The sequence below is a fragment of the Polaromonas sp. P1_A2 genome (assembly GCF_056406895.1).
On sequence record NZ_JBFTZI010000002.1, the window covers coordinates 321,810 to 338,313 of the forward strand.

General features: G+C 65.5%; 13 protein-coding genes and 2 tRNA genes. 11 read left to right on the top strand and 4 right to left on the bottom strand.

Features of this window, described 5'->3' with window-relative positions:
• Window positions 1-109 precede the first annotated feature (109 nt).
• Window positions 110-1,021, top strand: a complete 912-nt coding sequence (locus AC1D09_RS08430) for a LysR family transcriptional regulator (RefSeq protein WP_477662698.1) — start codon at window positions 110-112, stop codon at window positions 1,019-1,021.
• 77 nt (window positions 1,022-1,098) lie between these two features.
• On the opposite strand, the gene AC1D09_RS08435 is transcribed toward AC1D09_RS08430, so the two are convergent.
• Window positions 1,099-1,725 carry an outer membrane beta-barrel protein gene (locus AC1D09_RS08435; RefSeq protein ID WP_477662699.1) on the bottom strand — a complete coding sequence of 209 codons (627 nt, stop codon included), beginning with the start codon at window positions 1,723-1,725 and terminating at the stop codon, window positions 1,099-1,101.
• A 244-nt stretch (window positions 1,726-1,969) separates the two neighbouring features.
• On the opposite strand from AC1D09_RS08435, the gene AC1D09_RS08440 reads away from it, so the two are divergent.
• Genes AC1D09_RS08440 through AC1D09_RS08450 form a run of 3 tightly spaced genes read left to right on the top strand, consistent with a single transcriptional unit; the run spans window position 1,970 to window position 4,993 of the window.
• On the top strand, window positions 1,970-2,815 hold the full coding sequence (locus tag AC1D09_RS08440) for an N-formylglutamate amidohydrolase (RefSeq protein ID WP_477662700.1): 846 nt from the start codon (window positions 1,970-1,972) through the stop codon (window positions 2,813-2,815).
• A 46-nt stretch (window positions 2,816-2,861) separates the two neighbouring features.
• On the top strand, window positions 2,862-3,899 hold the full coding sequence (locus AC1D09_RS08445; protein ID WP_477662701.1) for a histone deacetylase family protein: 1,038 nt from the start codon (window positions 2,862-2,864) through the stop codon (window positions 3,897-3,899).
• The gene (locus tag AC1D09_RS08450; RefSeq protein ID WP_477662702.1) at window positions 3,899-4,993 is read left to right on the top strand and encodes an NAD(P)/FAD-dependent oxidoreductase; all 1,095 of its coding nucleotides are present in this window, start codon (window positions 3,899-3,901) and stop codon (window positions 4,991-4,993) included. The genes AC1D09_RS08445 and AC1D09_RS08450 overlap by 1 nt, the downstream gene beginning before the upstream one ends.
• A gap of 6 nt (window positions 4,994-4,999) precedes the next feature.
• On the opposite strand, the gene AC1D09_RS08455 is transcribed toward AC1D09_RS08450, so the two are convergent.
• Entirely contained in the window at window positions 5,000-5,782 is a 783-nt protein-coding gene (locus AC1D09_RS08455; RefSeq protein WP_436154227.1) for a 3-hydroxybutyrate dehydrogenase, read from the bottom strand.
• 118 nt (window positions 5,783-5,900) lie between these two features.
• Between AC1D09_RS08455 and AC1D09_RS08460 the strand changes: the two genes are divergently transcribed.
• The 5 genes from AC1D09_RS08460 (at window position 5,901) to rimO (ending at window position 11,686) form a co-directional block, all read left to right on the top strand.
• Window positions 5,901-6,806: an alpha/beta fold hydrolase gene (locus AC1D09_RS08460; RefSeq protein WP_477662703.1), complete on the top strand. Its 906-nt coding sequence runs from the start codon at window positions 5,901-5,903 to the stop codon at window positions 6,804-6,806.
• Window positions 6,807-6,834: 28 nt separating this feature from the next.
• The gene (locus AC1D09_RS08465) at window positions 6,835-9,096 is read left to right on the top strand and encodes a RelA/SpoT family protein (protein WP_477662704.1); all 2,262 of its coding nucleotides are present in this window, start codon (window positions 6,835-6,837) and stop codon (window positions 9,094-9,096) included.
• 240 nt (window positions 9,097-9,336) lie between these two features.
• Window positions 9,337-9,413: transfer RNA gene (locus AC1D09_RS08470), tRNA-Val, on the top strand.
• 273 nt (window positions 9,414-9,686) lie between these two features.
• A complete protein-coding gene (phaR, locus tag AC1D09_RS08475; protein ID WP_051001938.1) occupies window positions 9,687-10,178 on the top strand; it encodes a polyhydroxyalkanoate synthesis repressor PhaR in 492 nt (163 codons plus the stop codon).
• Window positions 10,179-10,276: 98 nt separating this feature from the next.
• Entirely contained in the window at window positions 10,277-11,686 is a 1,410-nt protein-coding gene (gene rimO / locus AC1D09_RS08480; RefSeq protein ID WP_477662705.1) for a 30S ribosomal protein S12 methylthiotransferase RimO, read from the top strand.
• A 128-nt stretch (window positions 11,687-11,814) separates the two neighbouring features.
• On the opposite strand, the gene AC1D09_RS08485 is transcribed toward rimO, so the two are convergent.
• Window positions 11,815-11,899, bottom strand: a tRNA-Leu gene (locus AC1D09_RS08485).
• Window positions 11,900-12,065: 166 nt separating this feature from the next.
• Between AC1D09_RS08485 and rnr the strand changes: the two genes are divergently transcribed.
• Together rnr and AC1D09_RS08495 are read left to right on the top strand one after the other, a co-directional pair.
• Complete coding sequence (gene rnr, locus AC1D09_RS08490; RefSeq protein ID WP_477662761.1) at window positions 12,066-14,378, top strand: ribonuclease R; 2,313 nt, start codon at window positions 12,066-12,068, stop codon at window positions 14,376-14,378.
• Window positions 14,379-14,439: 61 nt separating this feature from the next.
• Window positions 14,440-14,997 (top strand): YggT family protein, encoded by a 558-nt coding sequence (locus AC1D09_RS08495; protein ID WP_074579926.1) that lies wholly within the window; start codon window positions 14,440-14,442, stop codon window positions 14,995-14,997.
• A gap of 12 nt (window positions 14,998-15,009) precedes the next feature.
• Here the strand turns inward: AC1D09_RS08495 and AC1D09_RS08500 are convergent, their stop codons facing one another.
• Window positions 15,010-16,503: an NAD(P)H-hydrate dehydratase gene (locus AC1D09_RS08500; RefSeq protein ID WP_477662706.1), complete on the bottom strand. Its 1,494-nt coding sequence runs from the start codon at window positions 16,501-16,503 to the stop codon at window positions 15,010-15,012.
• Window position 16,504: the final 1 nt, after the last annotated feature.

Below are 16,504 nucleotides of genomic sequence, written 5' to 3' on the forward strand. Positions count from 1 at the left end.
GTTCGGGCCCCATCAGCATGGATGCTGGGTGGCCATGAGGGTATTTTCATCGTTATTTCGAATACATTAAAATCAATAACTATCGTAAAAATAGATATAAAGCCGTCCTATGCGCCACTCCCCGGAAGCCCTGACCGCTTTTGCCGAGGCTGCCACCCTGGGCTCGTTTTCGGCCGCGGCGCGCAAGCTGGGCAAAAGCCAGTCCACCGTCAGCAGTGCCATCGCCAACCTGGAAATTGACCTGGGCATCACGCTGTTTGACCGCAGCAGCCGCAAGCCGGCCCTGACGGAGCACGGCAGGGTCATGCTGGGCAAGGTGCAGGAAATCCTGGCGGCCAGCGACCGGCTGGACCGCGCCGCCAGCCAGCTGGGCGGCGGCATGGAGCCCAAGCTCAGCGTGGTCTGGTCCGACACCTACCAGTCCGACCGGTTTGAGGAAATGCTGCTGGCGTTCGAGCAGCGCTTTCCGGACCTTGAGTTCGAATGCCTGATTGCCGAGCACGGCGACCTGGTCTCGCTGGTGCAGACCGGGCGGGCGCACATAGGCGTGGTGGCCGCGCAAAACGCCTACCCGCCGGACATCGGCTCGGCCACCATTGCCGAGCAGTCTGAAATCACGCTGTTTGTGGCCACAGGCCACCCGCTGGCCGGCATGAAGGACATCACGCCCGAGCTGCTGGCCGGCTTCAGGGAATTGCGGCTCGATACATATATAGAGGGAGAGCAGGGCGCCCAGGGCCTGCCCCAGTCGCGCCGCGCTTGGTCGGCGCCCAGCTACCTCATGCTGATGGAAATGGCGGTGCTGGGTTTTGGCTGGGCGGCGATTCCGCGCTGGATGGTGACGCGTTTTGCCACCGGCAAGCTCAGCGAGCTCGACGCGCGCGGCTGGCCGCGGCGCGTGCCCGTCGATGCCGTGTGGTCGCGCCAGCGTTCCCTGGGCCGCGCCGGCACCTGGCTGTTGCAGGAAATGCTGGCGCCTGCAGGGCCCGCAAATCCGGCCGGGATTCCGGTCGAGATGTGAAAAAGCCCGCAGCCTGGGCGGGCATGCGGGCGGGCGGGTGGCGACGGGCGCGGCAAGCGCGCTTGCGTCAAGGCCGGTCAGAAGCGGTAGCGCAGGCCCAGGCTGGTGGTGCTGACGCGTTCCTTGCCGGTGCCGACGAACTTCAGGTTATGTTCGTCCCATGCCAGCACGGCCGACAGGGCCGGGGTAAAAGCCCATTCGGCGCCTATGCCGTAAGACACGCCCCAGTTGTTGTCGCTGCCGGAGGCCAGGCCGGAAGCCGGCGAGGCGGACACGCGGGTGTGCCCGTAGGTCGTTCCCAGCTTGCCCAGCAGGTTGAAGGAGTTGCTCAGCGGCAGGCGTCCGACCAGGCTCAGGCTGATGCCTTGCGCTTCGGTCTGCCCGCCGCCGCGGTTGGCCTTGCCGAAATCGGTGTAGCCCAGTTCCAGGCCGAAGTTGTTGTTGAAGTAGCTGCCGCCGTAGAGGTTGTACGAGGTGTCCTTGTTGTCAGACGGGAAACCGCCGGCACCGCTGGGCAGCGAGAAGTCCGACTGGCCCACGTTCAGGCCGAAATAGCGCGAGCCCGGCGCATAAAAGGAATAGTTGCTGCTGCTCGACATGCCGGTGCTGGAGCTCGAGCTGCTCTGGGCTTGCGCGCCGGTGGCGGCCGCCAGCGCGGCCGCGGCCAGTAAGGTGGCGGAAAAGGTTTTTGTCAAAGATGGCATGGTGCTTCCTTCAATGGATTTCAATGGATGAATGGGCGGCGTCACGCTTGTGGCAAAACGGCCGCAAGTTGTTGATTTCCGTCGTGAAATTTAAGATGCGCCCGGGTGCACTTTTGTGGGTGCAAAAGTTAAATCCCTGTAGGACAAGCGGAAGTTTGCCCGCGGAGTTTGCGCACAGCAGGACGCAGTGGCGCGGCGCAATGCGGGGCTTCTGAGCCGATTTTTGCGGTGCTAAAGTCAGGGCATGCCGCTCATTACCTACCTGCCCGGAAGCACAGCGCTGGTCCTGGATTCTCCCCACAGCGGAACGGTCTATCCGGCGGATTTCCGGCACGCCTGCGAACTCGCCGTGCTGCGCAGTGCCGAAGACACCCATGTCGAAAAACTCTACGACTTTGCCCCCGCGCTGGGCGTGCATTGGGTGGAGGCGCACTTTCCGCGCAGCTACCTCGACGCCAACCGCAACACCACGGAAATGGACGTAAGCCTGCTGGACGGGCCCTGGCCCGGACCGGTGGAGACCGACCCCAAAATATTGTCCAAGGTGCGCCTGGGCAAGGGCCTGATCTGGCGCACCACGGATGAAGGCGTGCCGCTGTACGACCGCAAGCTGGGCGTGGCGGAAATCCAGGCGCGCATAGAGCAGTGCTGGAAGCCCTACCACGCGGCCGTTGCGCGCGCGATTGACGCCGCCCATGAGGCGCACGGCTACAGCATCCACATCAACTGCCATTCCATGCCCGCGGTGGCCTCCAGCAGCGCCACGGATTTTCCGGGCGAGGCGCATGCCGACTTCGTGGTGGGCGACCGCGAAGGCACGACGGCCAGCAAGGCCTTGTCCAGGCTGGTGTGCGAACACCTGAAGGCGCGCGGCTACAGCGTGGCCTACAACCACCCCTACAAGGGCGTGGAACTGGTTCGCCGCTACAGCCGGCCCGCCGAACACCGGCACAGCATCCAGCTCGAAATCAACCGCAAGCTGTACATGGATGAAAGCAGCTTCGCGCTGACACCCGGCGCCGAATCGCTCAAGGCCAGTTTGCACTCGCTGGTCGAGCGGCTGCTTAAAACCGACCCCCGCGCAATGTGAAAGCCCGCGGGCCGCCGTCCGCATTTTTTGCCCAAAACCCGCCGCCATGCTTACCTTTTTCAGCGACAGCCACCATGCCCATGCCCCGCAGCACGAATTTTTCCGCGGCGAGCGTGTGCCCTGTTTTGAAACACCGGCGCGCGCCGAATATGTCAAAGCCCGTTTGAGCGAACGCGGCCATGTGCTGCAGACGCCGGATGCCGACAGCCGCGCGGTGCTGGCCCAGGTGCACAGCGCCCGCTACCTCGCGTTTCTGGAGCATGCCTGGCGCGACTGGGTGCAACTGGAAGCCGGCAACGAACAGCGCCAGCCCTTTCCCTCGGTATGGCCGGTGCGCTCGCTGCGCAGCGACGTGGAGCCGCTCAACTTCACCGCGCGGCTGGGCTTGTATTCGATGGACAACGGCACGCCGCTGTCGGCCGGCACCTGGCAGGCCGCCAAGGCCGGCGCGGATGCCGCCGCCAGCGCCGCGGCTTTGCTCACGGCAGGCGAGCGCGCCGTGTTCTGCTGCAGCCGCCCGCCCGGGCACCACGCGGGGCCAGACTTCATGGGCGGCTATTGCTTTTTGAACAACGCTGCCGTGGCCGCCCAGGCATTGCGCGATGGCGGCGCGGCGCGCGTGGCGGTGCTGGACGTGGATTACCACCACGGCAACGGCACCCAAAGCATTTTTTACGACCGTGCCGACGTACTGTTTGTGAGCCTGCATGGCGACCCCATGACCGAGTACCCGTTTTACCTGGGCCATGCCGACGAGACCGGCACGGGCGAGGGCGCGGGCTTTAACCTGAATCTGCCGCTGCCGGCGGGCTGCACGGCGGCGCGCTGGTTCGAGGCGCTGGAAGCGGCCTGCCTGCGCATCGCCGGCTTCAAGCCGCACGCGCTGGTGGTGTCGCTGGGGCTGGACACCTTTGCCGGGGACCCGATCTCCAAATTCGCGCTGCAGCCGGACGACTTCATCCGCCTCGGCGAACGCCTGGGCAAGCTGGGCCTGCCCACGGTGTTTGTGCTCGAAGGCGGCTACGCGGCTGCCGAACTGGGCACCAATGCGGTCAACGTCATTGAAGGTTTTGAAGGCCGCTGATGGACAAAGTCGATTGTGTGGTGATAGGTGCGGGTGTGGTGGGCCTGGCCGTGGCGCGTGCGTTGGCGTTGCGGGGCAGGGAGGTCATGGTGCTGGAGGCCGCCGATGCGATAGGCACGGGCACCAGCTCGCGCAACAGCGAGGTGATACACGCCGGCATCTATTACCCGCAAGGCTCGCTCAAAGCCCGGCTGTGCGTGGAAGGCAAGGAACTGCTGTATGCCTACTGCGCCGAACGCGGCATAGGCCACAGGCGCTGCGGCAAACTGATTGTGGCGACCAGCCAGGCGCAGGTCGCGCAGCTGCAGGGCATACGCGACAAAGCCGAGGCCAACGGGGTGAACGACCTGGTGCTGCTGACGCGCGAAGAAGCGCGTGCGCTGGAGCCGCAGCTCGAATGTGTGGCCGCACTGCATTCACCCAGCACCGGCATCGTCGACAGCCACGGCCTGATGCTGGCGCTGCAGGGCGACCTCGAGAACGCGGGCGGGCTGGTTGCGCTCAATTCACCGCTGGCCCGGGCGGAATGCCTGCAGGGTGCCATCCATCTCACAGCGCAAGACGGTACGGCGCTTGAAGCCACCACCGTCGTCAACGCCGCGGGCCTGCAGGCCCAGCAACTGGCCGGGCGCTTTTCCGGCTTATCCCCGCAGCATGTGCCGCCCAGCCACTACGCCAAGGGCAACTACTTCACGCTGCCCGGGCGCTCACCGTTCAACCGCCTGATCTACCCCGTGCCCGAGGCCGCCGGCCTGGGCGTGCACCTGACGGTGGACATGGGCGGCCAGGCCAAGTTCGGCCCCGATGTGCAGTGGGTGGATTCGCCCGACGACCTGGTGGTGGACCCGGCGCGGGGCGAGGCTTTTTACGCCGAGGTGCGCAAGTACTGGCCGGCGCTCGCCGATGGGGCGCTGACGCCGGGGTATGCCGGTATACGGCCCAAGATCCAGGCGCCCCATGAGGCCGCCAAGGACTTTCTCATCCAGGGGCCCCGCGATCACGGCGTGGCGGGCCTGGTCAACCTCTTCGGCATTGAATCGCCGGGGCTCACGAGTTCGCTGGCGATCGGTGATTACGTGAGCCGGATGCTGTAAAGCCGCTTACTGCGCCGCCCAGCCGCCGTCCATGTTCCAGGCCACGCCGCGCACATTGTTGCCGGCCGGTGAGCAGAAAAACACCGCCAGCGCGCCCAGTTCTTCGGGCGTGGTGAACTGCATCGAGGGTTCTTTTTCGCCCAGCAGTTGTTTGGTGGCCGCCTCGTTGCTGATGTTGCCGGCGGCGGCCTTGGCGTCCACCTGTTTTTGCACCAGGGGCGTGAGCACCCAGCCGGGGCAGATGGCGTTGCAGGTGACGCCCGTGGTGGCGTTTTCGAGTGCGGTGACTTTGGTCAGGCCCACGATGCCGTGCTTGGCGGCTACGTAGGCGGATTTTTCGGCCGAGCCGACCAGGCCGTGGACCGAGGCCACGTTGATGATGCGGCCCCAGCCCTTGCCGCCGTTGGCCGCCAGCATGGCGGGCAGGGCCAGGCGGGTGGCATGGAAGGCGCTGCTCAGGTTGATGGCGATCACGGCGTCCCAGCGCTCGACCGGGAAGTTCTCGACGCGCGCCACGTGCTGGATGCCGGCGTTGTTGACGAGAATGTCGACCTGGCCGAACTGCGCGGCGGCGTAACGCATCATGTCCTCGATGTCGGCGACCTTGCTCATGTCGGCGCCGTGGTAGGCCACGCGCGCGCCCAGCGCTTCCACTTCGGCCTTGGGGCCATCCACGTCGCCGAAGCCGTTGATCACGATGTTGGCGCCCTGCGCCGCCAGCGCTTTGGCGATGCCCAGGCCTATCCCGCTGGTCGAGCCGGTGACGAGGGCTGTTTTACCTTTGAGCATATTGTTTCTCCGGATGATTTACGATGGTTGAACTGGGATCCCGAACCTCGCGCCGTGCACCTGGCGCCGGGCTGATTTCTCAAGCAATTATCAAGCCTTTGAATTGAACCGCCGCACCATGACCCAACCTACGCTGAACTACGTAAACTGCCCCGATGCCGGCGGCGGCCACCGCATGGCTTACTGGCAGTGGGGCCGGCCGGACAGTGCGCACCTGATCGTCTGTGTGCACGGCCTGTCGCGCCAGGGGCGCGATTTTGACGTGCTGGCGCGGGCGCTGTCCGGGCAGGCCGATGTGCGCGTGGTCTGCCCCGATGTGGTGGGCCGCGGTGAAAGCGACTGGCTCAAGGACCCCATGGGCTACCAGCTGCGCACCTATGCGGGCGACATGCTGGCGATGCTGGGCCAGTTGCACGCCCAGGCGCCGGCAGCCTCGCTGGACTGGGTGGGTACCAGCATGGGTGGACTGATCGGCGTGGCGGTGTGTGGAACGCCCAACCTGCCCTTGCCGGTGCCGGTGCGCCGGCTGGTGCTCAATGACGTGGGGCCGGCCATCGAGTGGCAGGCGATTGTGCGCATAGGCACCTACCTGGGCCAGGCCGGCCACTTCGGCTCGGTGCAGGAAGCGGCCGATGCGATGTGGGCGATCTCCCAGAGCTTCGGCCCGCACACGCCCGAGCAGTGGCTGGCGCTGTCGCGCCCCATGCTCAGGCGCGTCTCCGAAGCCGCCGATGCCAAGTGGCGCCTGCACTACGACCCGGCCATCGCCGTACCCTTCAAGCAGGAAACCGAGGAATCCGCGCGCCAGGGCGAGGCCATGCTCTGGCAGCTCTACGACAATATCAAGGCCGAAACCCTGGTGATACGGGGCCGGCAATCCGACCTGCTGAGCCCGCAGACAGCCCTGGCCATGACGCAGCGCGGGCCGCGTGCCCGCGTAGTGGAATTCGAAGGCGTGGGACATGCGCCCACGCTGATCGCGCCCGACCAGCTCGCCGCCGTGACGGGCTTTTTGCTGGGCTGAGGCCGCGCAACCATTTGACTGAAGTTTCATGAAAAGCAACGTGGTCGGGCCCGGTGGCCCGACAGCCTCCCAGGGGGCGAATGCCTCCATCGTGACCGCCACGGCCGACAGCCTGCCCGACCAGCCGCATGCGCTGGCCCGCGCCCGCGCGTTCGCCGAGCCCCTGATCGCCAGCGAAACGCATGACACGGGTGAAAACATCCTCGCCCATGCCGACGCGGTGGCGGCCATCCTGAAGACCATAGGCGGCTCCGAAGCCATGCAGGCGGCCAGCTACCTGGTCTATGCCTGCCAGCATTTGAACAAGCCGCAGGAAGTGATCACCAAGGCCTTCGGCGCCAACTATGCCGCGTTGGCGATGGAGACCACCAAGCTGGTCCAGGTGCAGCGCCAGGCACGTTCGGCGAATGCGAAAGCCCAGCTGCTGGACGACCCGGCCGCGCAGACCGAAAACGTGCGCAAGATGCTGCTGGCGTTTTCGCGCGACCTGCGGGTGGTGATGCTGCGCCTGGCGTCCCGCCTGCAGACCCTGCGCCACTATGCCGCGACGCGCCAGACCGCGCCGCTGCCGCTGGCCTACGAGTCGTTGCATGTTTTTGCGCCGCTGGCCAACCGCCTGGGCATCTGGCAGATCAAATGGGAGATGGAAGACCTGGCCTTCCGTTTCCTGGAGCCGGAAACCTACAAGCAGACGGCACGCCTGCTCGACGAAAAGCGGGTGGAGCGCGAAGGCTTTATGGAAGCCCTGCGCGCGCAGCTGGAGCGCGAACTCAACCAGAACGGCATTGCCGCGCTGGTGCAGGGCCGGCCCAAGCACATCTACAGCATCGTGAAAAAAATGCGCGGCAAGTCGCTGGACTTCGAGCAGGTCTTTGACATACGCGCGCTGCGCGTGATCGCCGCCGATGTGAAGGGCTGCTATGCGGCGCTCGGCTACGTCCATTCGCGCTTCACGCCGGTGGACGGCGAGTTCGACGACTACATCGCCAAGCCCAAGAGCAACGGCTACCAGTCGCTGCACACCGTGGTGCGCGACGAGGCGGGCAGGGCGGTGGAAATCCAGGTGCGCACCCAGGCCATGCACGACCATGCCGAGCACGGCGTGGCGGCGCACTGGGCTTACAAGGAGGCCGGCACCAAGGGCTACGGCGGCGTTTCGGCCAGCAGCGAGTACGACGCCAAGATCGCCGTGCTGCGGCAACTGCTGGCCTGGGAGCGCGACCTCTCAGGCCCGGCGGCCCAGCGCGCGCGCGACGACAAGCAGGGCTTGTTTGAGGACCGTATCTACGTGCTGACGCCTGATGCCGCCATCGTGGAGCTGCCGCAGGGCGCGACCACGGTGGACTTTGCCTACAGCGTGCACACCAGCCTGGGCCACCGCTGCCGCGGCGCGCGCATCGACGGTGTCATGGTGCCGCTGAACACACCGCTGCAAAACGGCCAGACCGTGGAGGTGATCACCGTCAAGGAGGGAGGGCCCTCGCGCGACTGGCTCAACCCTGAACTCGGTTTTCTGAGCAGCCATCGTGCGAAGTCCAAGGTGCGTGCCTGGTTCAACGCGTTGGCCATGGAACAGACCGTGGCCAGGGGCCGCGAGGCCGTGGAAAAACTGCTGCAGCGCGAAGGCAAGACGGCGATGAAGCTGGACGACCTGGCGGCGCAGCTCGGCTTCAAGGCGGCGGATGATTTGTTTGAGGTGGTGGGCAAGGACGAGTTGTCGCTGCGCACGATAGAGAACATGCTCAGGCCGCCCGAACCGGTCCTGAGCCAGGACGATTACGTGCTGGCAAAAAAAGCCCGGGCACCCAACCCGAACGCCAAGAAGGCGGCGGGCGGTGTGCTGGTTGTCGGCATGGGATCCCTGCTCACGCAGCTGGCCAAATGCTGCAAGCCCGCGCCGCCCGACGAGATCCTCGGCTTTGTCACCAAGGGCAAGGGCGTCAGCATTCACCGCAGCGACTGCAGCAACTTCCGCAACATGGCCGCCGGCAGCCCGGACCGTGTGATCGAGGTGCAATGGAATTCGCCCAAGACACCCGACGGCGCGGTCTACCCGGTGGACGTCGCCGTCGAGGCGGCCGACCGGCAGGGCCTGCTGCGCGATATTTCCGAAGTCTTCGCCAAGGAAAAGATGAACGTGATCGGCGTGCAGACGCAGTCGGTGAAAGACAACCGCGGCGGCACGGCCTGGATGACTTTCACCGTGGAAGTGGCGCAATCAGGCCGCCTCAACCAGGTGCTGGCCGTCGTCGCCGAGGTGCCGGGCGTGCGCTCCGCGCGCAGGCGCTGAGTTGCGAGTTGCGTTGGGAATCTGTTTTCACCAGCATGAGCCGCGGAACCGGCTTCGCCGGGCCGCAGGCGCAGCGGCCCCCGAGGGGCTGGAGCCCGCGGCTCCAAGCCTGCCTGCGCAGGCTTGGACAGAGGCGAAGCGTCTCGCGAGCCGCGGCCTGCAAGGCCTCGGGAGCGACACGAAGTGCGCGACCGTGGGGGCCAAATTTACGTGCTATACTGCTAGCTTCGAACAGTCCTTAGGCGCGTAGCTCAGCTGGTTAGAGCACCACCTTGACATGGTGGGGGTCGTTGGTTCGAGTCCAATCGCGCCTACCAATTCCCTCGAAACGGTTCCTGTCCAGGCCTTCGCATCCATGATGCGGGCCCATCACACAGGGTAAACCAAGGGGATTGTGTACATCAGAATTCCTAGAATGTATTGAACCCCGGCGCTTGGTCGCTGGCCGTCATTCAGAGGAGAAATCAGTGCCAAAAAGCAAATCCACCAGCCCGGCATCCGGCCTTCCGCCTTCACAGGGCGATGCGGCTGCCGACGGCAATTCCGGCGCCAGAAGCGCCCGGGCTGCCGGCAAGGCTGCGGCGTCCCGCGTGATCAAGAAGTACCCGAACCGGCGGCTCTACGACACCGAGACCTCGACCTACATCACGCTCACCGAAGTGCGGCAACTGGTGATGGAGAGCGCCGATTTTGTGGTGCGCGATGCCAAGACCAACGAAGACCTGACGCGCAGCATCCTGCTGCAGATCATTCTCGAGGAAGAGACCGGCGGCGCGCCCATGTTCACCGAGGCCGTACTGGCCAACATCATCCGTTTTTACGGCAACGCGATGCAGGGCTTCATGGGCGCCTACCTGGAGAAAAATGTCCAGAGCTTCATGGACCTGCAGGTCAAGATGGCCGAGCAGTCCAAGGGGCTGACACCTGAAATGTGGGCGCAGTTCATGAATGCGCAGTCGCCCATGATGCAGGGCATGATGGGCACCTATGTGGAGCAATCCAAGAACGTTTTCACGCAGATGCAAGAGCAGATGCAAAAGCAGAGCGAGCAGATGCTGCAAGCTTTTGGCTTGAAAAAGTGAACTGAACGCGGGGCCTTGTGCCCGCGCGAATACAGGCCGTTGAAGGCCATCCGGGGTTCACGGTTCGCCCTGACGCTTACCCTGAGACAATAGACCCCATGAGCGACGTAATTTCCCCCTCCGCCCCTGCCAACGCCAAGGCCGCGCCCCGCGTCGGTTTTGTCAGCCTGGGCTGCCCCAAAGCCCTGACCGATTCCGAGCTGATCCTCACGCAGCTGAGTGCCGAGGGCTACCAGACCTCCAAGACCTTTGAAGGCGCGGACCTGGTCATCGTCAACACCTGCGGCTTTATCGACGATGCGGTCAAGGAAAGCCTGGACACCATAGGCGAGGCGCTGGCCGAGAACGGCCGGGTCATCGTCACCGGCTGCCTGGGCGCCAAGGCCGGCGAGGACGGCGGCAACCTGGTGCGCCAGATGCACCCCAGCGTGCTGGCCGTGACCGGCCCGCACGCCACGCAGGAAGTCATGGATGCGGTGCACCTGAATTTGCCCAAACCGCACGATCCTTTTGTGGACCTGGTTCCCAACGCTTTCGGTGTTGCGGGCATCAAGCTCACGCCCCGGCACTACGCCTACCTGAAAATCAGCGAAGGCTGCAACCACCGCTGCACCTTCTGCATCATCCCTTCGATGCGCGGCGACCTGGTGTCGCGGCCCATAGGCGACGTGCTCAACGAGGCGCGTGCACTGTTTGAGGGCGGCGTCAAGGAATTGCTGGTGATCAGCCAGGACACCTCGGCTTACGGCGTGGACGTGAAATACCGCACCGGTTTCTGGGACGGCAAACCCGTCAAGACGCGCATGCTGGAGCTGGTGCAGGCGCTGGGCGAGATCGCCGAGCCCTATGGCGCCTGGGTGCGCTTGCATTACGTCTATCCATACCCCAGTGTGGATGAGGTGCTGCCGCTGATGGCCACCGGCAAGGTGTTGCCGTACCTGGACGTTCCGCTGCAGCACAGCCATCCGGATGTGCTCAAGCGCATGAAGCGGCCGGCCAGCGGCGAGAAAAACCTCGAGCGCATTGCGCGCTGGCGCGAAATCTGCCCCGAGATCGTGATCCGCAGCACTTTTATCGCCGGTTTTCCCGGTGAGACCGAGGCTGAGTTCGAGCACCTGCTTGATTTCATGCGCGAAGCCAAAATCGACCGTGCGGGATGCTTTGCCTACAGCGCCGTGGAAGGCGCCACGGCCAACGACATTCCGGGCATGCTGCCCATGGAATTGCGTGAAGAGCGGCGCGCCCGTTTCATGGCCGTGGCGGAGGCGGTGTCCAGCCAGAAGCTGCAGCAGCGCATAGGCGCGACCATGCAGGTGCTTGTGGACTCTGCGCCCGCGATGGGCCGAAAGGGTGGTATCGGACGTTCTTATGCCGATGCACCCGAGATCGACGGCGTGGTCAAGCTGCTACCGCCCGAAAAAATCAGCAAGACGCTGAAAGTGGGCGAATTCACCCGGGCCCGCATCGTCGGAACCCAGGGCCACGACCTGGTGGCCGTGCCTGTTTGAGCCGACTCACGAGAAACCGGGCTGCAAGGCGGGGCCCGGAAACAAAAAAAGCCACTGGGTCACAGTGGCTTTAATCTTGCTTTCTTCCAGAGCTCGTTTCAGAGTCTGGCAAAGCTGTTTGGTGTATCTGGTGCCCGGGAGAGAACTCGAATCTCCACATCTTGCGATACACGGACCTGAACCGTGCGCGTCTACCAATTCCGCCACCCGGGCACAGCTAGCAGTGTACCATTACTTGAACGCATTCTGAGGCCCCGGCCCACAAATTTTCCTGAAATATTTCGGCTGCATACTCAAAACCAGCAGCCCCAACAAAAAGAGACTTTTTATCAAAACAACTCATTCCCATACGGGCGGATCGTCCGCCCATTCCTCCGGTCTGCTCGCTGAATTCGAGGGCACCGTTTCCGGCCACCGCGACGGCCATGGTTTCGTATTGCGCGACGACGGCGAGGCCGATATTTACCTGCCGCCCAATGAAATGCGCGCGGTGCTGCACAAGGATCGCGTCAAGGCGCGCATCGTGCGGCATGACCGCAAAAACCGGCCCGAGGGCCGCGTGACCGAGATCATCGAGCGCTCCTCCAACCCCATCATCGGCCGCCTGTTGCAGGAAAGCGGCGTCTGGCTGGTCGCGCCCGAAGACAAGCGCTACGGCCAGGACGTGCTGATCCCCAAGGGTGCCACCGGCACGGCCAAGGCCGGCCAGGTGGTGGTGGTGCAACTCACCGAGCCGCCGGCGCTGTTCGGCCAGCCCGTGGGCCGCGTCAAGGAAGTGCTGGGCGAGATCGACGACCCCGGCATGGAAATCGAAATCGCGGTGCGCAAATACGGTGTGCCGCATGAATTCAGCGACGAGGCGCTCGCCTTGGCCCGCGCCTTGCCGGATGCCGTGCGGCCCGCCGACAAAAAGCACCGCATCGACCTGACCGACGTGCCCTTGGTCACCATAGACGGCGAAGACGCCCGCGACTTTGACGATGCCGTGTATTGCGAGCCGGCCAAGGTCGGCCGCGGCAAGGGCTGGCGCCTGCTGGTGGCGATTGCCGACGTGAGCCACTATGTGGAAACCGGCAGCGCCATCGACATCGACGCTTATGACCGCGCCACCAGCGTGTACTTCCCGCGCCGCGTGATTCCCATGCTGCCGGAGAAACTCTCCAACGGCCTGTGCTCGCTCAACCCCAACGTCGAGCGCCTGTGCATGGTCTGCGACATGCTGGTCAACGCCAAGGGCGAGGTCCACGCCTACCAGTTCTACCCGGCGGTGATGTTCAGCCATGCGCGCTTCACCTACACCGAGGTCGCCGCCATCCTGGCCAACACACGCGGCCCCGAAGCCGCGCAGCGCAAGGCGCTGGTGCCGCACTTGCTTGACCTGCATGACGTTTACCAGGCCTTGCTCAAGGAGCGCGGTGTGCGCGGCGCGGTGGACTTTGAAACCACCGAAACGCAAATCGTCTGCGATGAAGCGGGGCGCATTGAAAAAATCGTGCCCCGTACCCGCAACGTGGCCCACCGCCTGATCGAGGAGGCCATGCTGGCCGCCAACGTCTGCTCGGCCGACTTCATCTCGCAGAGCAAGCACGTGGGCCTGTACCGCGTGCACGAAGGCCCGACGCCCGAGAAGAAGGAGATGCTGCGCAACTACCTGAAGGCTGCCGGCGTCGGCATGACCATCGGCGACGACCCGGAGCCCGGCGAGTTCCAGCGCATCGCGCTGGCCACCAAGGACAGGCCGGACGCGCAGCAAATCCACTCCATGCTGCTGCGCTCCATGCAGCAGGCCATCTACACGCCCATGAACAGCGGCCACTTCGGCCTGGCTTACGAGGCCTATACGCACTTCACCAGCCCGATCCGGCGCTACCCCGATTTGCTGGTGCACCGTGTCATCAAGGCGGTGCTCAACAAGGCCAAATACCAGTTGCCGACCCTGCCCACCCCGGGCGAGGCCGAGGCCAAGCTGTCCAAGCGGCTGGCCTCGCGCGTCAAGGAACCCACGCAAAAGCCCAAAAAAGCCAGCGCCGACGAACTCGCCTGGCAGGCCGCCGGCCTGCATTGCAGCGCCAATGAGCGCCGTGCCGACGAAGCCAGCCGCGACGTCGAGGCCTGGCTCAAGTGCAAATACATGCGCGAACACCTGGGCGAGGAGTTCGGCGGTGTCGTCACGGCGGCCACCGGCTTCGGCATCTTCGTCACGCTGGACGCGATGTACGTCGAGGGCCTGGTGCATATCACCGAGCTGGGCGGCGAATACTTCCGCTTCGATGAAGCACGCCAGGAACTGCGCGGCGAGCGCACCGGCATCCGCTACGCCATCGGCACGCGGGTGAGGGTGCAGGTCAGCCGGGTGGACCTGGACGGCCGCAAGATCGACTTCCGGCTGGTGAATGAAGGCCAGGACCTGGTCGGCCGCGCCATGAAGGACAAGACCGGCGGCCATGCCACGGAACTACCGGCCCAGGAGCGCGGCGCCGCGCGCCATGCCGCCGAGCCCCGGACCGGCAAGGCCGGTAAAAAAACGGCCGGCAAGCGCACGGAAACCCGCTCCGGCAGCCGTGGCAGCAGTTCGGGCCGCAGCGCCGGCAGCGAGCGCACGCCCAAGTCACCCATCCAGGCGCTGAAGGCCGCCGTCAAGAAGGCCGCCGGCAGCGCCGGGCGCAAGCAGGGCAAGAAGCCTCGCCGCTAGGAGTCCAGGAAATAGCCATGGATTGTTTTCCCCATCTTCTCTCGCGCAGGGCGGGCCGCGCATGCTGATCCGCATCCTGTCGTTTCTTCTTGAAACCATTTTTTTCCTGCTGATTGCCGCGGCCCTGCTGCGCGCCTGGATGAACTGGGTCCGGGTCAACATGAGCGCCCAGCCGGGCAGCTTTGTCATGGCCTTGACTGATTGGCTGGTCAAGCCGCTGCGCCGGGCATTGCCCAGGTCGCTGGCGCAGTCGCGGGTGGACTGGGCCAGCGTGATCGCCGCCGCCGTGCTGGCACTGGCCTATGCCTTGCTGTGGGCCCTGCTGTTCGGGCTGCTGCTGGGTGCGCTTGAGTGGGCGCCCGTGATCCTGCTGACGCTGCTGTCTTTTGCGCTCAAGATGCTGGTGCGCGTGGCGTTGCAAACCCTGTTCATCCTGGTGCTGGGTTTTGCCATTCTTTCGTGGGTGCAGCCCGGCTCCCCGGCCTACGCCTTGCTGGGCCGCCTCACCGAGCCCGTGCTGGCGCCGCTGCGCCGGGTGATCCCCGTCGTGGGTGGGGTCGATATCTCGGCGCTGGTGCTGATCGTGCTGCTGCAGATTGCCTTGATGGTCCTGGTTTAGCGGCCTGGCGATCTAGGCGTTGGCCAGCGCCGACGCTGTCAGCGCCTGCCCGCCGGCGGGCCATTCATCGGCCAGGCGGCCGTGGACGAACACGGCGCCGCATGCCGCTTCAAAAGCCTCCAATCCCCCGGCCATGCGGGCCCCCAGCATGCCGGCCAGCACATCGCCCGTGCCCGCCGTGGCCAGAAGGGCATTGCCGCTGCTGTTGATGGCGCTGGCCTGTCCAGGCGCGGCGATCACGGTTCCTGAACCCTTGAGCACCACGACGCACTGAAAGCGCTCGGCCAACTGGCGGGCGTGAACCAGGCGCTTGGCTTGCACTTCTTGGGCGCTGGTCCCGGCCAACCGGGCGGCTTCGAGCGGATGGGGTGTGAGCACCGTCGCATAGCCGCGGCGGTGGCGGGCCGCGAGCTGGGTCTGCAGCTGGGTGTCCCCGGCGATGGCGTTGAGCGCGTCGGCGTCCAGCACCAGCCGCGGCGCGGCCGACAGCACCTTGGGCAGCACGGCGCGCACGGCATCGCCGCCGCCGCAGCCGCACACCACCACCTGCCGTGCCAGGTCCAGCGCCTCCGGGGCGCGGAACATCAATTCGGGTTGCTGGGGATCCGTGCTGAGCACCGGGCTGCCGAGCAGTGCCACATACACACGGCCCGCGCCCGCATGCAGCGCGGCCCGCGCGGCCAGCAGGGCGGCGCCCGCCATATGGCTGCGAGTTGTGGATTCCCCGCCCAGCACCGCCACGTCGCCAAAGCTGCCTTTGTGGCTGGCATGCGGGCTGGCATGCCTGGGCGCGCGCGAAGCCCGGTCGGCGCCCAGCAGCCAGGCATTGGGCGCCGGCGCGCCGGCGGTCGCCGTGCCCAGGTCGTCAAACCACACCTGGCCCGCATAGTCGCGGCCGTTCGCGGTGAACAGGCCCGGCTTCAGGGTCAAAAGGCTCAAGGTAAAGACATCTGAGGCTATGGCGGGCCCGGCGTTGAAAGTCCCGGTGTCGGCGTCCAGGCCGGTCGGCAGGTCCACCGCGAGCCGTGGGGCGGTACCGGCCTGCATACGCGCCAGCCATTCCCGCATCAAGGCCGAACCCGTCCGGGCCGGGTCCAGCGTGCCGCCTATGCCTAGTAGCGCGTCTATGCAGAAATCGAAGTCCTCGGGCGGCTGCGCGGCCATGGGCACGCCGGCGGCCAGGGCCCGTCCGCGCGAGGCCTGGGCATCGGGCGGCTGGCCGGTTTTTCCGGGTGGCAGGCCGGTCCAGGTCAGGGTCACGTTTTTGCCCCAGCGGTGCAGGTGCATGGCGGCCTCGAAGCCGTCGCCGCCGTTGTTGCCGGGGCCGCAGGCGACCCAGATACGCCGCGCGTGCGGCGCCAGGGCCAGCGCCAGGCGCGCGACCGACAGGCCGGCTCGCTGCATCAGCGTGTGCGGCGGCAGGCCGGTGGCGGCCAGCCGTTCAAATTTGCGGGTGGCCGCCACGCCGTGAAGCGGCTCGCTGAGGGCACTGGAAATTTTTCGCATG

Excerpts from the sequence above, each read along its gene's own strand:
- AC1D09_RS08430 (WP_477662698.1), top strand. The coding sequence starts at position 110 with ATGCGCCACTCCCCGGAAGCCCTGACCGCTTTTGCCGAGGCTGCCACC.
- AC1D09_RS08435 (WP_477662699.1), bottom strand. The coding sequence starts at position 1,725 with ATGCCATCTTTGACAAAAACCTTTTCCGCCACCTTACTGGCCGCGGCC.
- AC1D09_RS08440 (WP_477662700.1), top strand. The coding sequence starts at position 1,970 with ATGCCGCTCATTACCTACCTGCCCGGAAGCACAGCGCTGGTCCTGGAT.
- AC1D09_RS08445 (WP_477662701.1), top strand. The coding sequence starts at position 2,862 with ATGCTTACCTTTTTCAGCGACAGCCACCATGCCCATGCCCCGCAGCAC.
- AC1D09_RS08450 (WP_477662702.1), top strand. The coding sequence starts at position 3,899 with ATGGACAAAGTCGATTGTGTGGTGATAGGTGCGGGTGTGGTGGGCCTG.
- AC1D09_RS08455 (WP_436154227.1), bottom strand. The coding sequence starts at position 5,782 with ATGCTCAAAGGTAAAACAGCCCTCGTCACCGGCTCGACCAGCGGGATA.
- AC1D09_RS08460 (WP_477662703.1), top strand. The coding sequence starts at position 5,901 with ATGACCCAACCTACGCTGAACTACGTAAACTGCCCCGATGCCGGCGGC.
- AC1D09_RS08465 (WP_477662704.1), top strand. The coding sequence starts at position 6,835 with ATGAAAAGCAACGTGGTCGGGCCCGGTGGCCCGACAGCCTCCCAGGGG.
- rimO (WP_477662705.1), top strand. The coding sequence starts at position 10,277 with ATGAGCGACGTAATTTCCCCCTCCGCCCCTGCCAACGCCAAGGCCGCG.
- AC1D09_RS08495 (WP_074579926.1), top strand. The coding sequence starts at position 14,440 with ATGCTGATCCGCATCCTGTCGTTTCTTCTTGAAACCATTTTTTTCCTG.
- AC1D09_RS08500 (WP_477662706.1), bottom strand. The coding sequence starts at position 16,503 with ATGCGAAAAATTTCCAGTGCCCTCAGCGAGCCGCTTCACGGCGTGGCG.